This window comes from Microbacterium galbum (assembly GCF_032464915.1).
In the GTDB taxonomy this organism is placed as follows: domain Bacteria; phylum Actinomycetota; class Actinomycetes; order Actinomycetales; family Microbacteriaceae; genus Microbacterium; species Microbacterium galbum.
Genome location: NZ_JAWDIS010000002.1, coordinates 457,624 through 475,594, shown reverse-complemented (window position 1 = coordinate 475,594; position 17,971 = coordinate 457,624). Strand labels below are relative to the sequence as shown.

Annotated in this window: 16 protein-coding genes; 10 read left to right on the top strand and 6 right to left on the bottom strand. The window is 70.6% G+C overall.

What is annotated here, in order from left to right; translation table 11 throughout:
• The first annotated feature begins 1 nt into the window (after position 1).
• The 4 genes from RWH45_RS11435 to RWH45_RS11420 all read left to right on the top strand — a co-directional run bounded on the left by RWH45_RS11435 (position 2) and on the right by RWH45_RS11420 (position 3,461).
• Positions 2-808: an amino acid ABC transporter substrate-binding protein gene (locus RWH45_RS11435; protein WP_315995016.1), complete on the top strand. Its 807-nt coding sequence runs from the start codon at positions 2-4 to the stop codon at positions 806-808.
• Positions 809-926: 118 nt separating this feature from the next.
• Positions 927-1,592 (top strand): amino acid ABC transporter permease, encoded by a 666-nt coding sequence (locus RWH45_RS11430; protein WP_315995015.1) that lies wholly within the window; start codon positions 927-929, stop codon positions 1,590-1,592.
• Entirely contained in the window at positions 1,579-2,364 is a 786-nt protein-coding gene (locus RWH45_RS11425) for an amino acid ABC transporter ATP-binding protein (RefSeq protein WP_315995014.1), read from the top strand. Before RWH45_RS11430 ends, RWH45_RS11425 begins: the two co-directional genes overlap by 14 nt.
• Positions 2,365-2,417: 53 nt before the next feature.
• Positions 2,418-3,461: an NAD(P)H-dependent flavin oxidoreductase gene (locus RWH45_RS11420; protein ID WP_315995013.1), complete on the top strand. Its 1,044-nt coding sequence runs from the start codon at positions 2,418-2,420 to the stop codon at positions 3,459-3,461.
• Between the two features lie 107 nt (positions 3,462-3,568).
• On the opposite strand, the gene RWH45_RS11415 is transcribed toward RWH45_RS11420, so the two are convergent.
• Positions 3,569-3,850 carry an acylphosphatase gene (locus RWH45_RS11415; RefSeq protein WP_315995012.1) on the bottom strand — a complete coding sequence of 94 codons (282 nt, stop codon included), beginning with the start codon at positions 3,848-3,850 and terminating at the stop codon, positions 3,569-3,571.
• 169 nt (positions 3,851-4,019) lie between these two features.
• A complete protein-coding gene (locus tag RWH45_RS11410; RefSeq protein ID WP_315995011.1) occupies positions 4,020-4,670 on the bottom strand; it encodes a LysE/ArgO family amino acid transporter in 651 nt (216 codons plus the stop codon).
• A gap of 69 nt (positions 4,671-4,739) precedes the next feature.
• Here RWH45_RS11410 and RWH45_RS11405 point away from each other — a divergent pair, with 69 nt between their 5' ends.
• Positions 4,740-5,627, top strand: a complete 888-nt coding sequence (locus RWH45_RS11405; RefSeq protein WP_315995010.1) for a LysR family transcriptional regulator ArgP — start codon at positions 4,740-4,742, stop codon at positions 5,625-5,627.
• Between the two features lies 1 nt (position 5,628).
• Here the strand turns inward: RWH45_RS11405 and RWH45_RS11400 are convergent, their stop codons facing one another.
• From RWH45_RS11400 to RWH45_RS11385, 4 genes are all read right to left on the bottom strand, one after another.
• Positions 5,629-6,648: an NADP-dependent oxidoreductase gene (locus RWH45_RS11400; protein ID WP_437127338.1), complete on the bottom strand. Its 1,020-nt coding sequence runs from the start codon at positions 6,646-6,648 to the stop codon at positions 5,629-5,631.
• A gap of 155 nt (positions 6,649-6,803) precedes the next feature.
• Positions 6,804-7,265: a MarR family winged helix-turn-helix transcriptional regulator gene (locus RWH45_RS11395; protein ID WP_315995009.1), complete on the bottom strand. Its 462-nt coding sequence runs from the start codon at positions 7,263-7,265 to the stop codon at positions 6,804-6,806.
• A 4-nt stretch (positions 7,266-7,269) separates the two neighbouring features.
• The gene (locus RWH45_RS11390; protein ID WP_315995008.1) at positions 7,270-8,964 is read right to left on the bottom strand and encodes an MDR family MFS transporter; all 1,695 of its coding nucleotides are present in this window, start codon (positions 8,962-8,964) and stop codon (positions 7,270-7,272) included.
• A 99-nt stretch (positions 8,965-9,063) separates the two neighbouring features.
• The gene (locus tag RWH45_RS11385) at positions 9,064-9,744 is read right to left on the bottom strand and encodes a YqaJ viral recombinase family protein (RefSeq protein WP_315995007.1); all 681 of its coding nucleotides are present in this window, start codon (positions 9,742-9,744) and stop codon (positions 9,064-9,066) included.
• 101 nt (positions 9,745-9,845) lie between these two features.
• On the opposite strand from RWH45_RS11385, the gene RWH45_RS11380 reads away from it, so the two are divergent.
• From RWH45_RS11380 to RWH45_RS11360, 5 genes are all read left to right on the top strand, one after another.
• The gene (locus RWH45_RS11380; RefSeq protein WP_315995006.1) at positions 9,846-10,247 is read left to right on the top strand and encodes an SIP domain-containing protein; all 402 of its coding nucleotides are present in this window, start codon (positions 9,846-9,848) and stop codon (positions 10,245-10,247) included.
• A 480-nt stretch (positions 10,248-10,727) separates the two neighbouring features.
• On the top strand, positions 10,728-11,507 hold the full coding sequence (locus RWH45_RS11375; RefSeq protein ID WP_315995005.1) for a hypothetical protein: 780 nt from the start codon (positions 10,728-10,730) through the stop codon (positions 11,505-11,507).
• A 408-nt stretch (positions 11,508-11,915) separates the two neighbouring features.
• Positions 11,916-12,431 (top strand): 50S ribosomal protein L10, encoded by a 516-nt coding sequence (gene rplJ, locus RWH45_RS11370; protein WP_058232707.1) that lies wholly within the window; start codon positions 11,916-11,918, stop codon positions 12,429-12,431.
• Between the two features lie 38 nt (positions 12,432-12,469).
• Positions 12,470-12,856, top strand: a complete 387-nt coding sequence (gene rplL / locus RWH45_RS11365; RefSeq protein WP_055956082.1) for a 50S ribosomal protein L7/L12 — start codon at positions 12,470-12,472, stop codon at positions 12,854-12,856.
• 309 nt (positions 12,857-13,165) lie between these two features.
• A complete protein-coding gene (locus tag RWH45_RS11360; RefSeq protein ID WP_315995004.1) occupies positions 13,166-17,788 on the top strand; it encodes an ExeM/NucH family extracellular endonuclease in 4,623 nt (1,540 codons plus the stop codon).
• The last annotated feature ends 183 nt before the right edge of the window (positions 17,789-17,971 follow it).

Here is a 17,971-nt window from a genome sequence, read left to right as displayed (position 1 = left end):
TATGCCCCGTCGTCGTCTGACCGTCCTCGCCGCCACCCTGGGCCTGAGCGCCCTCGCGCTGACCGCCTGCAGCGGGGGAGCCACCTCGAGCGCGTCGTCCGACGCGGGCTCCGAGTACGACCTCGTCTCGGGCGGCACGCTGACCGTCGCCACCGAGGGCACCTACCGTCCCTTCTCGTACCACGAGGGGGCGGGGGAGCTCACCGGCTTCGACGTCGAGATCGCCACGGCCGTCGCCGACAAGCTCGGCCTCCAGGTGAAGTTCCAGGAGACCCAGTGGGATGCCATCTTCGCGGGCCTGGATGCCGGACGTTTCGACGTCATCGCGAACCAGGTGACGATCAACCCGGAGCGTCAGGAGAAGTACACCTTCAGCGCGCCCTACACCGTCTCGCGCGGCGTCGTGGTGACCACCGAGGACGACAACGCCATCTCGAGCTTCGCCGACCTGTCGGGGAAGACCACCGCGCAGTCGCTCACGAGCAACTGGTACGAGCTCGCCACCTCCAGCGGCGCCCAGGTCGAGGCCGTCGAAGGCTGGGCCCAGGCGGTCGCCCTCCTCAAGCAGGGCCGCGTGGATGCCACGGTCAACGACCAGCTCACCTACCTCGACTACGAGAAGACGAACAGCCCGACGGGCCTGAAGATCGCGGCCGAGACCGAGGACACCTCGGAGAGCGCGTTCGCCTTCAAGAAGGGCCAGGACGCGCTCGCGGAGGCCGTCGACACGGCGCTCGAGGAGCTGCGCGCCGACGGCACGCTGACGCAGATCAGCGAGAAGTACTTCGGCGCCGACGTCACCCAGTGAGCGCACGGCGCGTGCGCGCGCTGTAAACCCCGCGGATCATCCGCTTCTCACCCTCTAGCGTGAGAAGCGGATGATCCGTTCCCGCGTGCGACGCGGGTCCGAGAGAAGAAGGAGGCTCATGAACGACCTGTGGACGTTGCTGCTCGACTCGTTCTGGCCGATGCTGCTGGCCGGGATCACGGGCACGATCCCGCTGTCGTTGGCCTCCTTCGCGATCGGTCTCGTAATCGCGCTCCTGATGGCCCTGCTGCGCCTGTCGCCGAACGTCGTGTTGTCGGGTGTGGCCCGCTTCTACATCTCGATCATCCGCGGCACGCCGTTGCTGGTGCAGCTGTTCGTGATCTTCTACGGTCTGCCCGCGGTCGGCGTGGTAATCGATCCGTTCCCGGCCGCCGTGATCGCGTTCTCGCTGAACGTCGGCGGCTACGCGGCCGAGGTGATCCGCGCCGCGATCCTCTCCGTGCCGCGCGGGCAGTGGGAGGCTGCTCACACCGTCGGGCTGTCGCCGCGCAAGACGCTGACGCGCATCATCCTGCCGCAGGCCGCCCGCGTGTCGGTGCCGCCGCTGTCGAACACCTTCATCTCGCTCGTGAAGGACAGCTCGCTGGCATCCCTGGTCCTCGTCACGGAGCTGTTCCGTCAGGCGCAGAACATCGCGGCGTTCTCGTACGAATTCATGGCCGTCTACCTCGAGGCGGCGCTCATCTACTGGCTGTTCTGCCTCGTGCTGTCGTTCGGGCAGAACGCCCTCGAGAAGAGGTTGGACCGCCATGTCGCCCACTGACACCCCGCTGTTGAGTGCGACGGGACTGCAGAAGAGCTTCGGCGCGAACCGCGTGCTCGACGGCGTCGACCTCGAGGTGCGCCGCGGCGACGTCCTCGTGCTGATCGGCCCGTCCGGCTCCGGCAAGACGACCGTGCTGCGCTGCCTCAACGGCCTCGAGACCCCCGATGCCGGTGTCGTGGCGTTCGACGGCGGGCCGTCGGTCGACTTCGCCCGGAAGGTGGCGAAAAGCGACCGGGCCGCGCTTCGCGACCGCTCGGCGATGGTCTTCCAGCACCACAACCTCTTCCCTCACCTGACCGTCATCCAGAACGTCATCGAGGGCCCCGTGCAGGCGCACGGGGTGCCGAAGGCGGAGGCCGTCGCGAACGCCGAGCGCCTGCTCGCGCGCGTCGGCCTCGCCGAGAAGCGCGACGCGTACCCCGCGGAGCTGTCGGGCGGCCAGCAGCAGCGCGTCGGGATCGTCCGCGCGCTCGCGCTGCAGCCCGACCTGCTGCTGTTCGACGAGCCCACCAGCGCCCTCGACCCCGAGCTGGTCGGCGAGGTGCTCACGGTGCTGCGGGAGCTCGCGAACGAGGGGTGGACGATGGTGATCGTCACGCACGAGCTGGGCTTCGCCCGCGAGGTGGCCGACGAGGTGCTGTTCTTCGACGACGGCGTCATCGTGGAGCGCGGGGCGCCCGCGACGCTCTTCACGCGGCCGGAGAAGGAGCGCACGCGGCGGTTCCTCGACCGTCTGCTCCGGCCGCTCGACGGGCCCGACCCCGCCTGAGCCGGCGGCATCCGTCCGCTGCGCGTGATCATGAGGCATGGCACGCTGAGAGGATGAACCGCCTGCAGCGCCTGCTCGGCATCGACGTGCCGATCGTCCTCGGTCCCTTCGGGGGACTCTCGTCGGTCGAGCTGACGGCGGCGGTGAGCGACGGGGGAGGCCTCGGTTCGTTCGGGCTCTACGGCTACCCGCCCGCCCGCATCCGGGAGACGGTCTCGGCACTGCGCGCAGCGACCGCGCGACCCGTCGCGGTGAACCTGTGGATGCCACGGGGCGACGAGGTGACTCCGCTCGACGTGGACGTGCAGCCCTTCCTGGATGCCGCCCGGCCCCTGTTCGACGCGGCGGGAGTAGCCGTGCCCACCCCGCCCGACTCCTTCCTCCCGCCGATCGACGCGCAGATCGACGCGGTCCTCGACGCGCGGCCGGATGTCGTGAGCGTGGTCTTCGGGGTGCCGGATGCGAACACCCTCGACCGTGCCCGCGAGCGGGGCATCGTCGTGATCGGCACGGCCACCTCCGTCGCGGAGGCCCGCGCGCTCGAGGAGGCGGGGGTCGCGGCGATCGTGGCGACGGGCGCCGAGGCGGGAGGGCACCGGGTCTCGTTCCTCGCAGACCCGTCGGAGTCCCTCGTGGGGACCTTCGCCCTCGTGCCCCAGGTCGTCGATGCCGTGTCGGTCCCGGTCATCGCGGCCGGCGGGATCGCCGATCGCCGCGGCGTCGCGGCCGCGTTCGCCCTCGGCGCCGAGGGCGTGCAGGTCGGGACGAGCTTCCTGCGCACGCGGCAATCCGCCGCGACCGCCGGTCACCGCGCCGCGATCTCCACGGCGGCCGACACCGACACGCGACTGACCCGGGCGATGAGCGGACGCCTGGCGCGGGGGATCCCTAACCGCGCGATGCGCGAGATCGAGACGGCGGGCATGATCGCCCCCTTCCCGGCGCAGAACTGGCTCACGGGGGTCTTCCGGGCGGCGGCGACCGCGTCCGGCGATGCGGAACTGGTGTCGTTGTGGGCCGGTCAGGCCGCGGCCCTCAGCCGCTTCGACGACGCCCGTGACGTGCTCGCTGAGCTGCGGGCAGGGCTCCCCGACTGAGCGGCGGGGAGGCCCGTGACGTGCTCGCTGAGCTGCGGGCAGGGCTCCCGACTGAGCGGCGGGGACGCCCGTGACGTCCTCGCCGAGCTGCGGGCAGGGCTCCCCGCCTAGACGGTGTCGCGGATCTCGAACGCGGCGGGGATCTCATCCGCGCCGCCGGTCTCGAGCACGTCGACATCGGCGACCCGGGCGGAGGGCGGGCCGTCGTGCGCCCACGCGATGACACCCTCGACCGCGTCGGGGTCGCCCGCGACGAGCGCCTCGACCGCGCCGTCACGGCGATTGCGCACCCATCCGCGCGTCCCGAGCCGCTCCGCCTCGGCGCGCAGGGCGTAGCGGAAGCCGACACCCTGGACGAGGCCGGTCACGGTGATGGTCACTGTTCGCATCCCCCCATTGTCCTCGCGTCGGAGGTGGGGATGCGGGAGGTCCGAGGCGCCGCTCCGGCTTCAGGGCGCGTACCCGCCCCGAACGCGCGTACGCGCTCCGAGACCGAGGATCGCCCGGTCGTGAAGCCCGGGATGCCGCGCATCGACCCCGCGGCGGCGCCGCCACCGGTCAGTGCGTCAGCACGAGCGAGATCGCGATGGCGATCATGACCACCGCGATCAGCGCGTCGAGGATCCGCCAGGCCCGCGGGGTGTCGAGCCAGCGGCCGAGGTAGCGCGCACCGAATCCCAGCGCGGTGAACCACGCGAGGCTCGCCAGGCACGCGCCGGCGGCGAACGCCCAGCGGCCGTCCCCGTGCGTGGAAGCGACCGAGCCGAGCAGGAACACGGTGTCCAGGTAGACGTGGGGGTTGAGCCATGTGAGCGCGAGGCACGTCAGCAGCGTCGCTGTGAGGGTCGTCCGCGTCCGCAGCGCTGTGCCGCCGGCATCCGGGATCGCCGGGGATGCCGCGGTGTCGACGCGCAGCGTCTCCCCGCTCGGGCGCAGCGCTCGGTGCGCGGCGAGCACGGCGTATCCGAGCAGGAAGGCCGCGCCCGCCCATCGCACGACGGCGAGCAGCCAGGACACCGCCTGCAGCACGAGGCCGATGCCCGACACGCCCAGCAGGATCAGCACGGCGTCGGAAGCGGCGCACACGGCGACCACCGCCGGCAGGTGCTCCCGCCGCACGCCCTGGCGCAGCACGAAGAGGTTCTGCGCTCCGATGGCGACGATGAGCGAGAAGCCGAGACCGAGGCCGGCGAGGAGGGAGGTGAGCACGTTCCGACGCTAGGCCCGGTGAACTGACAAGACCAGCTCAGGATTCTGGACGAGCATTAGCATCTCTTCATGTCGATTCCGCTCGATCTTGCCCGGACGCTGGCCGTCGTCGTCGAGGAGGGCACCTTGGATGCCGCCGCCCGTCGTCTGCACATCACCCCGTCCGCCGTGAGTCAGCGCGTGCGGGCGCTCGAAGACCGCGTGGGACGGGTCGTGCTCGTGCGATCCAAGCCCGTCCGCACGACGGAAGCGGGCGACGCGATCGTGCGGCTGGCGCGCCAGCTGGCCCTGCTCGAACACGACGCCCTCGCCGCGATCGGGGCCGACGACGGAGCCACCGCCTCCCTGCCGCTCGCGGTCAACGCGGACTCGCTCGCGACGTGGTTCCTCCCGCCCCTGGCCCGCGTCGCGGCGCAGCACGCGGTCGTGTTCGACCTGCATCGCGACGATCAGGACTTCACCGCGGGGCTGCTCGAATCGGGCACGGTCATGGCGGCCGTGACGTCGCGCGAGGCGCCGGTGGCGGGCTGCCGCGTGCGCCCCCTCGGCATCCTGCGCTACGAACCCGTGGCGACGACCGCGTTCGCCGCGCGCTGGTTCCCGCGAGGTGCGGACGCCGACGCCTTGGCACAGGCACCGCTGGTCGACTTCGACCGCCGCGACGATCTGCAGACGCAGTGGCTCGCGCGGCGGGGCGTGGCCGCCGCAGACCCGCCGCGGCACCGCGTTCCGGCGTCGCAGGATTTCGCGACCGCCATCGAGCTCGGGCTGGGGTGGGGACTGCTGCCGGGGTTCCAGTCCGCCGCAGGGCTGGAGGACGGCTCCCTCGTGCGCCTCGCCGCCGACGCGATCGACGTGCCGCTGTTCTGGCAGCAGTGGAACCTGACCTCGTCGCTGCTCGACCTCGTCGCCGACGAGATCGTGGCGGAGGGCCGCCGCCGTCTCGCGAGCCCCTGACTCAGTCGTCGCTGACGCGCAGCACGACCTTGCCCCGCGTGTGGCCGCGCTCGACCGTCTCGTGCGCCTCGCCCGCCTCGGCGAGGTCGAACACGCGCTCGATGTAGACGCGGACGGCTCCGGAATCGAGCAGTCGGCCGATCGTGGCGAGAGCACCCCCGTCGGGGATGGTCTTGAAGTCGGTGGAACGGATGCCGCGCGCCGCCGCCGCTTCACGGAACTCGGGCCACGCGCCGGTCGGCACCTCGATCAGCAGCCCGCCGGGACGCAGCACCTCGAGCGATCGGGTTCCGGTGTCGTCCGACACGTTCCCGATCAGGTCGATGACCACGTCGACGGTGTCGACGACGTCCTCGAAACGGGTCGAGGTGTAGTCGACCACCTCCGCCGCCCCCAGCTCCCGCAGCCAGGGGAGGTTGCGCGGCGACCCGGTGGCGATGACATGGGCGCCGAAGTAGGCGGCGAACTGCACGGCGAAGTGCCCCACGCCCCCGCTGCCGGCATGGATGAGGATGCGCTGGCCCTGGTGCGCGAGCGCGGTCTCGACGACCAGCCCCCAGGCGGTGAGGGCGGCGAGCGGCACGCCCGCGGCCTCGACGTGGGAGAGGGACACGGGCTTGCGGGCGAGCGAGAGCGTGGGGACGACGACGTACTCCGCGTAGGTGCCCGGGGTGCGCGGCACCGCCGCCATCCCGTAGACCTCGGTCCCGACGGGGAACGGGTGGGCATCGAAGGGCGTGCGCACGACGACCCCGCTCACGTCGAAACCGAGCACGGCCGGCCACGACGAGATCGCCGACGACATCCCTCGCCCGGCTCGGGTCTTCGCATCGATCGGGTTCACCCCGGCCGCGACCACACGGATCAGCACCTCGCTCAAGACGGGCGTGGGCACGGCGACCTGATCGACGCGCAGGGTCTGCGCCGATCCCGGCTCGTCGAGGACGACGGCATCCATCGTCTCGGGCACCGGGGGAACGGGCTGGAGGGCGGCCTCGGGACGCGTCGATCTGAATCTCATCGGGCGCTCTCTCTCGCGTGCGGCGGTGTCCGCAGCGGCTCCGCCGCGGTCACCACAGTCAAGCGCGCCATTGTCTCGACGGTGTTACACCTCGGTCACCGTGTCGCGAAGCCGCGGGTCTCCCGCGGTCGCGCTCCTGGCCGGTCGCGGGGCGATCAGTCCCGCGCGGGGACCTCGCCGACGGCGAGGGCGTGCAGCAGCGTCGAGAGGTGGCGGATGTCGCCGATCGACCAGTCCGCGATGGCCTCGAACAGACGGCTCTCATGGGGAGCCCGCGCGTCGGCGAGACGGCTGTGCCCGAGCTCGGTCACCGCGATGAGGCGCGAGCGCCGGTCGTTCGGGTCGGGCGTGCGGGTGACGAGCCCGAGCTCCTCGAGCTCGGTGATCGAGCGGCTGAGGAAGCCCTTGTCGGCCGCGAGGCGCTCCGCCAGGGCGGACAGCGTCAGTGGGCCGAAGCGGCTCACCACCGACAGCGCCTTGAACGTGGCCGGCAGCATCCCGGGGCTGACCCGTTCCGCCGCCTCGGAGACGAAGCGGCGGAACACGGTCATGAGCTCCGAGAACGACGATTCCAGGGCCTGCACGGCCTCTCGGCGGTCATCGTCCACGTCGCTCATCACGTCAGACATCCTCTCCCATCCCGGCGTCTCGCCGCGCGCGGCGCGAGGACGCGGCATCCTGGGTCGGCACGGTTCCGGTCGCGGCGAGGGTCGCCATGCCCTCGGGGACCGACACGGTGGCGAAGTCGGCTTCGCTTGCGGCGACCCGCTCCGTGGTCGTCATGCGGGTGAGCGGACGGTTCGGCAGGAACAGGATGGCGATGAGGCTGACCACGGCGACGGGCACCGCGATGAGGAACGAGTGGGCGATCGACTGGGCATAGATGTCCTCGACGATCACGCGCACGCTCTCGGGCAGGGTGGACACCTGGGGGATCGTCCCCGACTGCAGCGACTGGGCGACCGACGCGCCGTTCGCGCCCAGTCCCATGATCGCGGCCTTCAGGTCGTCGGCGCGGTCGGTGAACAGGCTCGTGGCCATGCTCGCCAGCGCCGCACCCATCACCGAGACGCCGATCGTGCCGCCGAGGCTGCGGAAGAACGTCACGCCCGAACTCGCAGCGCCCATCTGGGTGGGGTTGGCGGTGTTCTGCACGACCAGCACGAGGTTCTGCATCGTCATGCCGACGCCGGCCCCGAGCAGCGCCATGTACAGCGAGACGAGGGCGAAGTTGGTGTCGTAGTGGATGGTCGACAGCAGGAACGAACCCGCGATCAGCAGCACGCCACCGGCGATGAGGAACGGCTTCCAGTGCCCGAAGCGGGAGATGAGCGCACCGACCACGATGGAGGACACCAGCAACCCGCCGATCATGGGGATCGTCATGACGCCGGCCTCGGTCGGGGTGGCGCCGCGGGCCATCTGCATGTACTGGCTGAGGAAGACCGAGGTGCCGAACATCGCCAGGCCCGTCGCGATGGAGGCGATGGTGGCCAGGGTGAAGGTGGCGTCACGGAAGAGGGTGAGCGGCACGAGGGGCTCGGAGGAGCGCAGCTCGACGACCACGAAGAGGATCGCGGCGACGACGGCGCCGCCGACAATGAGCATCGTCTCTGTGCTGGCCCACTCGAAGGAGTTCCCCGCATTGGTGACCCAGATCAGCAGCAGTGAGACGGCGGTGGACAGCAGCACGATGCCGACGTAGTCGATCTTCACCTTCCGCTTGGCGCGCGCCGGGAGGTGCAGCGTGCGCTGCTGGATGAGCAGAGCGGCGACGGCGAAGGGGAGGGCGACGAAGAAGTTCCAGCGCCATCCGAAGGCGTCGGTGATGACGCCGCCGAGAAGCGGACCGCCGACGGTGGCGACGGCCATCACGGCGCCGAAGAGGCCCATGTACCGGCCGCGTTCGCGCGGGCTGATGATGTCGGCCATGATCACCTGGCTGAGGGCGGCGAGACCGCCGGCGCCGAGGCCCTGGACCGCGCGGAAGGCGATGAGCATCTCGGTGTTCTGCGAGAAGCCGGCGGCCGCGGTGGCGAGCACGAAGATCGCGATCGCGACCTGGATCAGCACCTTGCGGTTGAACAGGTCGGCGAGCTTGCCCCAGACGGGGGTCGAGATCGCGGTGGTGAGCAGGGTTGCGGTGATGACCCAGGTGTAGGCGTTCTGGTCTCCCGACAGGTCGTGCACGATGACGGGCAGCGACGTCGAGACGACGGTCGAGGCGAGCATCGACACGAAGGTGCCGAGCAGCAGGCCGATCAGGGCCGGCAGGACGCGCCGCTGTGCGGGCGCGTCCGAGGAAGTGGCTGTCATGCGGAGCTCCACGGAAAGGGGGACGGATGCCGCGACGACGATGGCGCGATTAGTTGACTGATGTCAACGATACGCCTATTGCTTGACTTGCGTCAACTATTAATCGAGGAGCGCGAGGGCGCGGTACCTGTCCGTGGGTTCCGGTCGCACGGGTTCGGGGCGCGGTTGGCGCGCCTGCATGGTGCGGCGGTACAGCTCGTCGATGAGCGAGGTGGCCAGGCCCACGAGCTTGGCGATCTCGCGCTCGTCGCGCTCGATCCACTGGCAGCGCGGCTCATCGTGCAGGGGTACGAAGCCGTCATGCTGCTCCCAGGCCACGAGCGTGCGCTCGGCGCCGAGCACGTGCTGCTGCCACCAGATCTGGCGCATGTAGGTCTTGGGGATCGAGCGCCACGCCTTGTTCGTGGTCTTGATCTCGGCGAGGATCACGCGTCCTTCGCCGTCGACGACCACGCCGTCGGGGGTCGCGAGATGCCGCTTCTCGACGACCGCGTGATAGAGCGCCGAGGAGGGGCGGATGCCGTGCGTCGCGGCCACCCAGGCGGCGATCTCGGGTTCGCGGCGGCGGCCGTGCGCCGTGAAGGCGTTGCCCGAGAAGCTCGAGCCCATGAGCTTGGCATCCGCCGCTCGCGAGATCGCGTTGGCGCTCGTGAGGGCCGCGACGTCGGTGGCGGTGATGCCGCGGGAGCGGGCTCGGATCCACGAGACCCGATCGCGCGAGTCGGCGACGATCCGGGCGTCGAGGTCGGCGCTCCGGGAGGCGACGAGCTCGGGGGACATGCGTTCGACCCTAACCCCGCGCGGCCGTGGAGTGCATGCGAGCCCCGGCGCGTCGGCATCCGGGTCTTGCCTGCAAGGTAAGGGTGACCTAAGTTGATCGCATGAACGCGAAGCCCGAGACGCTGCGACGTCCCGACGGCGGCCTCTGGAGCGACCTCGGGGGTGCGGTGCTGCTCGGCGGAGACGCGCAGAACATCCCCGAGATGCGCCGGATCGCCGCCGCCCTCTCGCCCGCCGCTCACGTCACCGTGGTGGTCGAGGTGTGCGGCTCGGAGCAGGTCGGCGTCATCGACGCGGGGGAGGGGCGCGTGAGCTGGCTCGACCGCTCGCTCGAGGGGGAGCTGCGCCCGCGCGGCGAGCGTCTGGCGCAGGCCATCCACGCCTGGTGCGCCGAGTGGGCGTGCGGCGACGATGCGGTGTGCACGGTCTGGCTCGGCGCGCGCACCCCGTCGCGCATCGTGCGGATGACGCAGGCACTGCTGCCCGAGCCGCGGGTGTCGTAGGGCGGGCGGTCGCGGTGGCCGGGCTGCGGCGGCGCCGCGGTGATGCGGCGGGCGGTGGCGACGCGGCGCAGCGGGCGGCGAGACGACCGGCATAGCGCGAGATGACGCGGATTTTGCCGCAATCCAGGGTCATCTCGGCGGACGGGGGGCCATGTCGATCGGTGAGAAGCGGGGGAGGTGACGTGTCCTCCACAGGCGGCATGCGAGGGGAGCTGTCCACGGACGGGAGCGGCGGGGGAGCGGGGCCGCAAACGAGTGGCCGAGGATCGCTGCGTGCGGTCGGGGCAACTGAGGTGGAGCAACGGAGTCGCGATGTACACCCGCGAGCATCTTCTCTTACGCGGGGTCACCGCCCGCGAGCTTGCGTCGGCATCACGAGAAGGTCGCTGGCTGCGTCTTCAGTCGGGTGTCTACGTCGATCGCGTGGCGTATCTCGGGCGGCGTCCCGCTGAGCGGCATCGGGTCGCCGTCGATGCGGCCATGTGGTCCGCACGCGGAGGGTCTGCGGTCGTCTCGCACCTGTCGGCGGCGGTGGTCCACGGACTCCCGCAGTACCGCTTCCGCGCCCGCGAGGTCGAGGTGACGCTGGCAGGCGAGAGTGGAGGATCCAGCCGCCCCGGCCTTCGCCGTCACCTCGACGCGCTGCCGGCGACGGACGTCGTGGTGATCGACGGCATCTCGTGCACGAGTCTCGATCGCACCGTCTTCGACGTCGCGCGAACCGCGCCCCTGGAGATGGCTGTTGCGTGCGCCGATGCGGCTTTGCGACGGGAGGTGACGTCTTCTCGACGCTTCGACGCCGGAGCGCAGGAGCGGTGGCGTCAGCGCCTGCGAGAGCGCATCGATCGCGCTGCCGGTCGGCGCGGCATCCGTCAGGCGCGGTGGGTCGTCGAGTTCGCCGACGGTCGCGCGGAACTCCCCGGCGAGAGCGTGAGTCGGCTGCAGTTGCACCGCATCGGGTTCCGCGACATCAGTCTTCAGGTCCCCGTCGTAGGACCGCGCGGTACGGAATTCTTCGTCGACATCGCGCTGGCCGAGGTGAAGACCTTCTTCGAGTTCGATGGCGAGGTGAAGTACCGAGATGCCGCTCTGCGCGGCGGTCGCTCCGCCGAGTCGGTGGTGCTCGACGAGAAGCGCCGCGAGGACTGGATCCGCGGGATGACGCAGTGGCGACTGTGCCGGAGCGGATTCGGCGACATCCGCACCCCCGAGGTGCTCGCCGCGCGCCTCGCCGCGTTCGGCGTGCACCCTCCCCGCTGAGTTCCGCCCCGGCGCGCTGGGCGGGCGTGAGCGAAGCCGCGAAATGACGCGACAACGCCGAGATGACGCGACTTTCGCGTGAATCGCGGGTCATCTCGGGGAAAGCGGAGTGTTTCGGTGGGTCGGCAGGCGGCCGGGCAGCGGGGCGCGTGGGGGGGGCTGGGGCGGGTGGATTCGCGGGGCGGGGAGGGATCGGGTACAGTAGGGGTCAAGCCAAAGACCGTCGGTCATCGGAGTGCTCGCATTCCGATCGAAGCGTCTGCTGAGAAGCAGGGGACCTACGCAGGTAACGAAACTCCTCTCGAGCTCCGTGCGCCTGCGCCGGAGCTCTTCTTTTTTGTCTGGACCCCGGTGTCTTCGGCCGGCGCCCCGCCTCCGCGGAGCGCCTCGTACACACAAGGAGTGGCCATGGCGCAGAAGGATGCATCGGTCGCCGAGCTCACGAAGAACTTCGAGAACTCGACCGCCGTTCTGCTGACCGAGTACCGCGGTCTGACGGTTGCCCAGCTCAAGCAGCTGCGCAACGACATCCGTCAGGACGCGGATTACGCCGTGGTGAAGAACACGCTGACCAAGATCGCCGCGTCCAACGCGGGGGTCACGGGACTGGACGACGAGCTCAAGGGCCCGTCTGCCATCGCGTTCGTGCACGGCGACCCCGTCGCCGTCGCGAAGAGCCTGCGTGCCTTCGCCAAGGCTAACCCTCAGCTCGTGGTGAAGGGCGGCTACTTCGATGGCGCCCCCCTGACCGCTGCTGAGGTCAACAAGCTCGCCGATCTCGAAAGCCGTGAAGTCCTGCTGGCGAAGCTCGCCGGCGCGATGAAGGCGACGATGACCAAGGCGGCATACGTCTTCCAGGCGCTTCCGTCGAAGGCCGTTCGCACGGTCGACGCGCTGCGCGAGAAGCAGGACACCGCGGCCTGACCCGGCCCGGCTGATTAACCCGATCAAGGAGATACAACATGGCTAAGCTCAGCACCGAAGAGCTGCTCGACGCGTTCAAGGAGCTCACGCTCATCGAGCTGTCCGAGTTCGTCAAGGCGTTCGAGGAGACCTTCGACGTCACCGCCGCCGCCCCCGTGGCCGTGGCCGGCCCCGCCGCCGGTGGCGCCGCCCCCGCCGAAGAGGTCGAGGAGAAGGACTCGTTCGACGTCGTCCTCGAGGCCGCCGGCGACAAGAAGATCCAGGTCATCAAGGTCGTCCGCGAGCTCACCTCGCTCGGCCTCGGCGAGGCCAAGGCCGTCGTCGACGGTGCTCCCAAGGCCGTGCTCGAGGGCGCGAACAAGGAGACCGCCGAGAAGGCCAAGGAGGCCCTCGAGGGCGCCGGCGCCACGGTGACCCTGAAGTAATTTCAGACACACCGTCGCTTTCGCGACAGACAGGACCCCGGATGCCGATCGGCATCCGGGGTCCTGTCGTTTCCGCGTCCTGATCGGGTGCGCACCTTCCGTGCACGAGCGGCGTGACAGGCTCCACCGTGCACGGATGAGACGGGGTTCCGGTGGTCGGGGAACCGGAGTTCACCGGATCGAAACGAAAAGAGTCTGGGAAAACCGTATGGGCATCGTTTACGGTCGTTGAGAACACCCCCCGTCGATCCCCCCATCCGACGTCGTTCTCGTTCACACGTTCGTTCGTGCGTCGGTACCTGGAGACCCATGCCCATCGCTGCATCCGGCGTGCCCGCACGCCGCTTCACGACCGCTCTCAGCGCCGCCCTCGGTGCCGCTCTGCTCGGTTCCGCCCTCGTCCCCCTGCCCGCCTTCGCGGCCGACGGTGCGAGGGTGGTGATCAACGAGGCCTACCTCAAGGGCGGGAGCGCCGGAGCCCCTTATGCGCAGAAGTTCGTCGAGCTGTACAACGCCGGCGACACCGCGCAGGACCTGAGCGGCTGGTCGCTGCAGTACCGGTCCGCCGCCAGCGTCGACGCCCCCACCGGTGCGAACACGCAGGCCCTGAGCGGATCCATCTCCGCGGGCGGCTACTACCTCATCGCGCTCCCCGGCAACGGCAACGGCGACGTCGGAGCACCGCTGCCGGCCGCCGACGCCACCAGTACGGGGCTGAACCCGTCGGGGACGACCGGCCAGCTCTTCCTCGCGAACGTCGCGGAGCCGCTCGCCCTGCCCGCCGGGTCGGTCGACGACGACCGCGTGGTCGACTTCCTCGGGTACGGCGCCGGCGTCAGCTTCGAAACGGCCCCCGCCGTCGTCGACGGCCCGAACGGCACGCCGAATGCGCTCGTGCGCACCGACTTCGTCGACACCGACGACAACTCCGTCGACTTCGCCAACACCGCTACGGTGACGCCGCAGGGATCCGGGGGAGCAGCCCCCGAGCCGCAGCCGACCGAGGAGCCATCGCCCGAGCCGACCACGCCCGTCCCCGGTGAGGTCACGCCCATCCGCGACATCCAGGGGACCGGAGCGACCACGCCCCTCGCCGGCACCGTCGTCACCACCCGCGGCGTCGTGACCGCCGCCTACCCCACCGGCGGATACAACGGCTTCTTCCTGCAGACGGAGGGAACCGGGGGCGCCATCGACCAGGCCGCCCACACCGCCTCGGACGCGATCTTCGTCTACGGCACCGCCGCCGCGGCATCCGTCTCCCTCGGCGACCATGTCGAGGTGACCGGGACCGCGGGCGAGTACTACGGACAGACGCAGCTCACCACGGACGCGGCGAGCGTGCGCATCCTCACCGAGCCCGCCGACGACGTCGCGCCCGCGGAGATCGCGTGGCCCAAGACCGACGAGGAGCGCGAGCGTTTCGAGGGCATGCTCCTCGCACCGCAGGGCGACTTCACCGTCACGAACACCTACTCCACCAACCAGTACGCCGAGGTCGGGCTCGCCGCCGGTACGACGCCGCTGCGCACGCCCACCGACGTCGCGCGTCCCGACACCCCGGAGTACGTCGCGGCCGTCGCCGACAACAAGGCCCGGGCGGTCGTGCTCGACGACGGGGCATCGCTGGACTTCCTCCGGACGGCGCAGGACGTGCCGCTTCCGTACGTCTCGCTCACCGACCCGGTCCGCGTCGGCGCCCCCGTCACCTTCACGCGACCGGTGATCCTGGACTACCGCAACAACGCCTGGAAATTCCAGCCGACGCAGCAGCTGACCGTCGACAACGCCGACACCGTGCAGCCCGCGACCTTCGCGAACACCCGCACGACCGCCCCGGAGGCGGTCGGCGGCTCGGTGAAGATCTCGAGCTTCAACGTGCTCAACTACTTCACCACCACGGCGGAGAGCGTCGGGTGCACCTCGACCTACGACGACCGCGACGGCAACCCGATCACGGCGGACACCTGCCCCGCCCCCGGTCCCCGCGGCGCGGCGGACGCGGCGAACCTCGAACGTCAGCAGGCCAAGATCGTCGCCGCCGTGAACGGCCTCGGCGCCGACGTCGTCTCGCTCGAGGAGATCGAGAACTCGGCCGTCTTCGGCAAGGACCGCGACGACGCCCTCTCGACCCTCGTCGACGCCCTGAACGACGCGCTCGGGTCGGACGCCTGGACCTTCGTGCCCTCGCCGGCGGACCTTCCGGCGTCGGAAGACGTCATCCGCACCGCGTTCATCTACAAGAAGGCCGTCGTGGCCCCGGTCGGCGACAGCGTCATCCTGGACGACCCGGCGTTCGCGAACGCCCGGCAGCCTCTCGCTCAGGCGTTCGCCCCCGTCGACGACGCGGATGCCAAGATCCTCGCGATCGTGAACCACTTCAAGTCCAAGGGCGACAGCCGCCCCGCGGCGACGGGCGATAACGCCAACGGCATCCAGGGCGCCTTCAACGGCGACCGCGTGCGTCAGGCGCAGGCCCTCGGTGCCTTCGCGGAGGAGCGGTCGGCCGCGGTGGGAACGGATGACGTCTTCCTGCTCGGCGACTTCAACGCCTACACGCAGGAGGACCCGATCCAGACGCTGCGCTCCTTCGGCTTCGAGCCGCTCGAGGGGGGCACGGGCAAATACTCGTACTCGTTCAGCGGGCAGTCGGGTTCACTCGACCACGTGCTCGCCTCGCCCTCGGCGCGAGAGCTGGTGACGGGCGTCGACATCTGGAACATCAACGCCGTCGAGGCCCTCGCCCTCGAGTACAGCCGCTACAACTACAACGTGCTGAACTTCTACGACGAGTCTCCCTACCGTTCGAGTGATCACGACCCGGTGGTCGTCGGGCTCGCCCTCGGCGCGCAGACGACCGATCTCACCCTGCTCGGCATCAACGACTTCCACGGTCGTATCGACGCGAACACGGTGAAGTTCGCGGGCACCATCGAGCAGCTGCGGGCGGAAGCCGGCGAGGACGGCACGCTCTTCCTCTCCAACGGCGACAACATCGGCGCCTCGTTGTTCGCGTCGGCGTACTTCGACGACGAGCCGACCATCGAGGTCCTGAACGCGCTCGAGCTCGCGGCATCCGCCACGGGCAACCACGAGTTCGACAAGGGCGCGGACGACCTGACCGGCCGCGTGTCGGATGCGGCCGACTTCCCGTACCTGGCGGCCAACGTGTACAAGGACGGGCAGCCGCTGCTCGACGAATACGCGGTCTTCGAGGTCGACGGGCTGCGCGTGGGTGTCATCGGCGCCGTGACGCAGGAGACGGCGCAGCTCGTCTCGCCCGGCGGAATCGAGGGCATCGAGTTCCGCGAGCCCGTCGCCGAGGTGAACCGGGTCGTCGGCGAGATCGAAGACCAGGTCGACGTGATCGTCGCCCAGTACCACGAGGGTGCGGCGGAGGGGGATGCGACGGGCGAGACCCTCGAGGAGGCCGTCGCGGCGGGCGGTGCGTTCGCGAAGATCGTGAACGAGACGGATGCCGCGGTGGACGCGATCTTCACCGGTCACACCCACCAGAAGTACGCGTGGAATGCACCGATCCCCGGCGAGGAGGGCACGCGCCCGATCGTCCAGACCGGGAGCTACGGCGAGAACATCGGCGAGATCGTGCTGACGGTCGATCGTGAGAGCGGGGATGTGCTCGCCTCCTCCGCGCGCAACGTCGCCCGCCTCGCGGCGGAGACGGTTCCGGACAAGCCGGACGAGACCGCGGAGAACAGTGCCGCGTTGGATGCCGAGCTGATCGCGACCTACCCGCGCGTCGCCGAGGTCGACCGGATCGTGACGCTCGCGCGCGCCGAAGCCGATCGCGTCGGCGCCCAGCCGGTCGGATCGGTGACGGCCGACATCACCACCGCCTTCCGCGGCGGGTCGTACGTCGACGGCGTCTACACCGGGGGTCAGCGCGACGACCGGTCGAAGCAGTCCGCCCTGGGTGGCCTCGTCGCCGACGCGCTGCGCGAGACCCTCGCCGACCCCGCTCGCGGGGGAGCCGAGATCGCGGTGGTGAACGCCGGTGGTCTGCGTGCCGACCTGCTCTTCGGCGACGACGGCGTCATCACGCTGGCCGAGGCCAACGCGGTGCTGCCGTTCGTGAACAATCTCTGGACCACCACGCTGACCGGTGAGCAGCTGCGGGTCGCTCTCGAGCAGCAGTGGGGCGACACGGCCGGCCGCGACCGGGATCTGGCGCTGGGTCTCTCGGACAACGTGCGCGTCACCTACGACGCGTCTCGGGGACCGGGGCAGCGCATCACCGGCATCTGGATCGACGGTGCCGCCGTCGACCCCGCGGCGTCGTACCGTGTCGGCTCGTTCAGCTTCCTCCTCCAGGGCGGCGACGCCTTCGACGCTCTGGGCGAGGGGGCGGACACGCGCGACTCGGGCCTGATCGACCGAGACGGGTGGATCGCCTACCTGCAGGCGCACCCGGGTCTCGTACCGGACTTCACCGCCCGTGCGGTCCAGCTCGTCGGGGCACCCGCGGACGTCGCCGCCGGAGACGACATCACCGTGATCGTCTCGGACCTCGACCTCACCTCGCTCGGCGCTCCGGCGAACACCTCGGTGTCGGCGTCGTGGAGCGCGCAGGCCGGAGCTCAGCCGACCGCGTTCCCGGTCGCGGACGGTTCAGCCGCGGTGAGCCTCGGGGTCCCGGCCGACGCGACGGGCGCGATCGCTCTGCAGCTGGTCGCGGAGCCGAGCGGGACCGACGTCACGGTTCCGTTCCAGGTCGGAGCCGCCGCGGGCGACGACGGTTCGGGTTCTGGTTCGGGCGGTGGCACCGACCAGGGCGAGGGCGACGGCCGGGGCGGGGCGCTCCCCGTCACGGGATCCGACACGGGGTGGATGGGTGCCGGAGTGCTCGCGGCTCTCGCGCTGCTCGGACTCGGTGTCGTCGCGCGTCGACGGGCGGCCCGCCAGAGCGACTGACCCGCACCGACGACGCGGACCCCGGATGCCACCGCCTGGCATCCGGGGTCCGCGTCATTCACGCGGAGCGCGGGGGAGCGGTCGTGGAGCGCACGACCAGACGGGTGTCGGCCTCGGTGCGCCGCGGCACCTCGCCGGCGCCCTCGATCATGCGCACGAGCATGCGGGTGGCCTCGATGCCCT